General features: G+C 71.2%; 3 protein-coding genes. All 3 read left to right on the plus strand.

The genetic code is table 11. From position 1 onward, the window contains the following. The first annotated feature begins 272 nt into the window (after nt 1-272). The gene (locus ACIY1X_RS25975) at nt 273-707 is read left to right on the plus strand and encodes a hypothetical protein (RefSeq protein ID WP_157007972.1); all 435 of its coding nucleotides are present in this window, start codon (nt 273-275) and stop codon (nt 705-707) included. A gap of 27 nt (nt 708-734) precedes the next feature. Then, entirely contained in the window at nt 735-1,970 is a 1,236-nt protein-coding gene (gene gspF / locus ACIY1X_RS25980) for a type II secretion system inner membrane protein GspF (RefSeq protein ID WP_038207459.1), read from the plus strand. 100 nt (nt 1,971-2,070) lie between these two features. Then, nucleotides 2,071-2,543 (plus strand): hypothetical protein (locus tag ACIY1X_RS25985; RefSeq protein WP_399686446.1); only part of this gene is annotated, 473 nt, incomplete at its 3' end.

Here is a 2,543-nt window from a genome sequence, read left to right on the forward strand (position 1 = left end):
GGTGCCCGACGACGCCGTGCGCGCGCGGGTCCGCGGCCGCGGGGCCGAGAGCGAGCTGCCCGCCGCCGCCGAGCGCGGCGCCCTGCAGTCGATGCGGCAGGACGGCGAGCGGCTGGTGGCCGCCGGCGTCACCTCGCGCGCCGAGTTGCTGCGCGTGACACGCGAATGAGCGCCGCCCGGCCGCTGCGAAGGCGCCCGCCCCCGCCGTCCGCAGGACGGAGGGTCGCCGAATGAGCTTCGCGCCGCAGGCCCGCCCGGCCACAATCACCGCCATGCCCGCCTGCACCCGCAGCACCCTCGCGATGGCCGCCCTGTGCCTGGCCGGCGGCGTGCATGCCCAGGGCTACGCCGACTACCACGGCCACTGGCAGGGCACGCTGGAGTTCTTCCTGCTCGACGCCAGCGGCTTCCATGTCGCCCGCCGCAGCGCCTCGGGCGTGGAGCTGTCCATCGGCCCCGACGGCGCCGTGGCCGGCCGCCTGGCCGACGCCCGCTGCCTGCTGGCCGGCAGCGCGAGCGACTTCCGCAACGGCGCGCACGCCACCGTGCAGCTCAGCCTGCAGGCCTGCCGCGACGCGCGGCTGGACGGCCCCTACGAAGGCCGGCTGCTCACCAGCCTGGCCCTCGGCCACGCCTCGCTGCGCATGCGCAGCACCCGCAGCTTCGAGCGCGAGGACGTCGAGGTCAGCGGCATCCTGCGGCGCTGAGCGCCGCATCCCCCTTCGCCCGACACCATGCCCGCCTACGCCTTCGAAGCCATCGACCAGGAAGGACGCTCGCGCACCGGCGTGCTGGAGGCCGACACCGCCCGCAGCGCCCGCAGCCTGCTGCGCGCGCAGGCGCTGATCCCGCTCGCCGTCGACCTGGTCGGGCAGGCCGAGGGCGAGGACGGCGTCCCGCAGGGCGGCTGGCTCGCCCGCCTGGGCCAGCGCCGCGTGTTCGATTCGACCACCCTCGCCGTCTGGACGCGCCAGCTCGCGGGCCTGGTCGGCTCGGGCCTGCCGCTGGAGCGCGCCCTGACGGCCCTGACCGACGAGGCCGAGAACGAGCCGCAGCGCCGGCTGGTGGCGGCACTGCGCGCCGAGGTCAACGCCGGCTCCGGCTTCGCGCGCGCGCTGGGCCGGCACCCGCGCGAGTTCTCGCCCATCTACACCGCCGTGATCGGCGCCGGCGAGCAGGGCGGCCACCTCGGCCTGGTGCTCGAACGCCTGGCCGACGACCTGGAGCAGCGCCAGGCGCTGCGGCAGAAGCTGATCGGCGCGACGATGTACCCGGCCATCGTCACCGTGATCGCCATCGTCATCGTGATCTTCCTGGTGAGCTACGTGGTGCCGCAGGTGGCCGCGGTGTTCGCCGGCACCAAGCGCGCCCTGCCGCTGCTGACCACCATCATGCTCGCCATCAGCGACGTGGTGCGCCACCACGGCTGGCTGATGCTGGGCGCGCTGGCCACCGTGGTGGTGGCCGTGCGGGTGATGCTGCTGCGGCCCGCCGTGCGCGAGAAGTTCGATGCCGCCTGGCTCAGGCTGCCGCTGGTCGGCCGCCTGGCGCGCGGCTACAACGCGGCCCGCTTCGCCGGCACGCTGGCCATGCTGACGGGCGCCGGCGTGCCCATCCTGCGCGCGCTGCAGGCGGCGGCCGAGACGCTGGGCAACCGCGCCATGCGCGCCGACGCGATGGATGCGCTGGTGCTGGTGCGCGAGGGCGCGCCGCTGGCCTCGGCGCTGACGCAGAAGAAGCGCTTCCCCGGCATCGTCGCCATGTTCGCGCGGCTGGGCGAGCAGACCGGCCAGTTGCCCGCGATGCTGCAGCGCGCCGCGCAGCAACTCGGCGCCGAGGTGCAGCGCCGCGCCATGCACCTGGCGACCATCCTGGAGCCGCTGCTGATCGTGGCGATGGGCGCCATCGTGATGATGATCGTGCTGGCGGTGCTGCTGCCGATCATCCAGCTCAACCAGTTCGTGAAATAGCTCCTCCTCAAAGGAGGAGAGAGGAGCGCGGACGCTTACCAGTCGATTTCTTCGTGCGATATGGTTGCAAGTAGAACCATAAGCATTCAGGGAGAAGTCGATGAAGAACCGTCCAAGACAGCGGCGGAGAGCCGCGCTCGCGGCAATGGCCGTCATCTGCGCAGGCGCCTGGCACGGCGCCGCGGTGGGCGACGAACAGGTGTGCGTGTCGTGGGTTCGCGGCGACAGGATGGCCCCCCTAGCGGCCGGTCCAGTGATCTACAACGCGTTCGCAGACTGGGGCAAGGGCTACCTCGAGTTCAACCTTGAGAGAGAACCCACAGCCTGGGACTTCCATTCTTGCGGTTTGAACGTAAAAACGGACCTCCAACTGGGCCCGTTCACAACGCGCGATGCCTTGTTCGACTACTCAGTGTCGTTCTATTCGTATACGTATTTGGCTCCCCCCTGCCCAGGCCAGACAACAGTCATTTCATGGAAGAAGACCGGAGAGTACGTAAGCCCAGATGACGCTCCAAATTACCCCCCCGCATCAGACCCGGAACACTATGCCGTGCTGATGCCGGAAAGCTC

The sequence above is a fragment of the Xenophilus sp. genome (assembly GCF_044462705.1).
Classification (GTDB): Bacteria; Pseudomonadota; Gammaproteobacteria; order Burkholderiales; family Burkholderiaceae_C; genus Xenophilus; species Xenophilus azovorans.

What these genes read in the sequence shown, in the direction of transcription:
- ACIY1X_RS25975 (WP_157007972.1), top strand. Translation starts at nt 273, where the DNA reads ATGCCCGCCTGCACCCGCAGCACCCTCGCGATGGCCGCCCTGTGCCTG.
- gspF (WP_038207459.1), top strand. Translation starts at nt 735, where the DNA reads ATGCCCGCCTACGCCTTCGAAGCCATCGACCAGGAAGGACGCTCGCGC.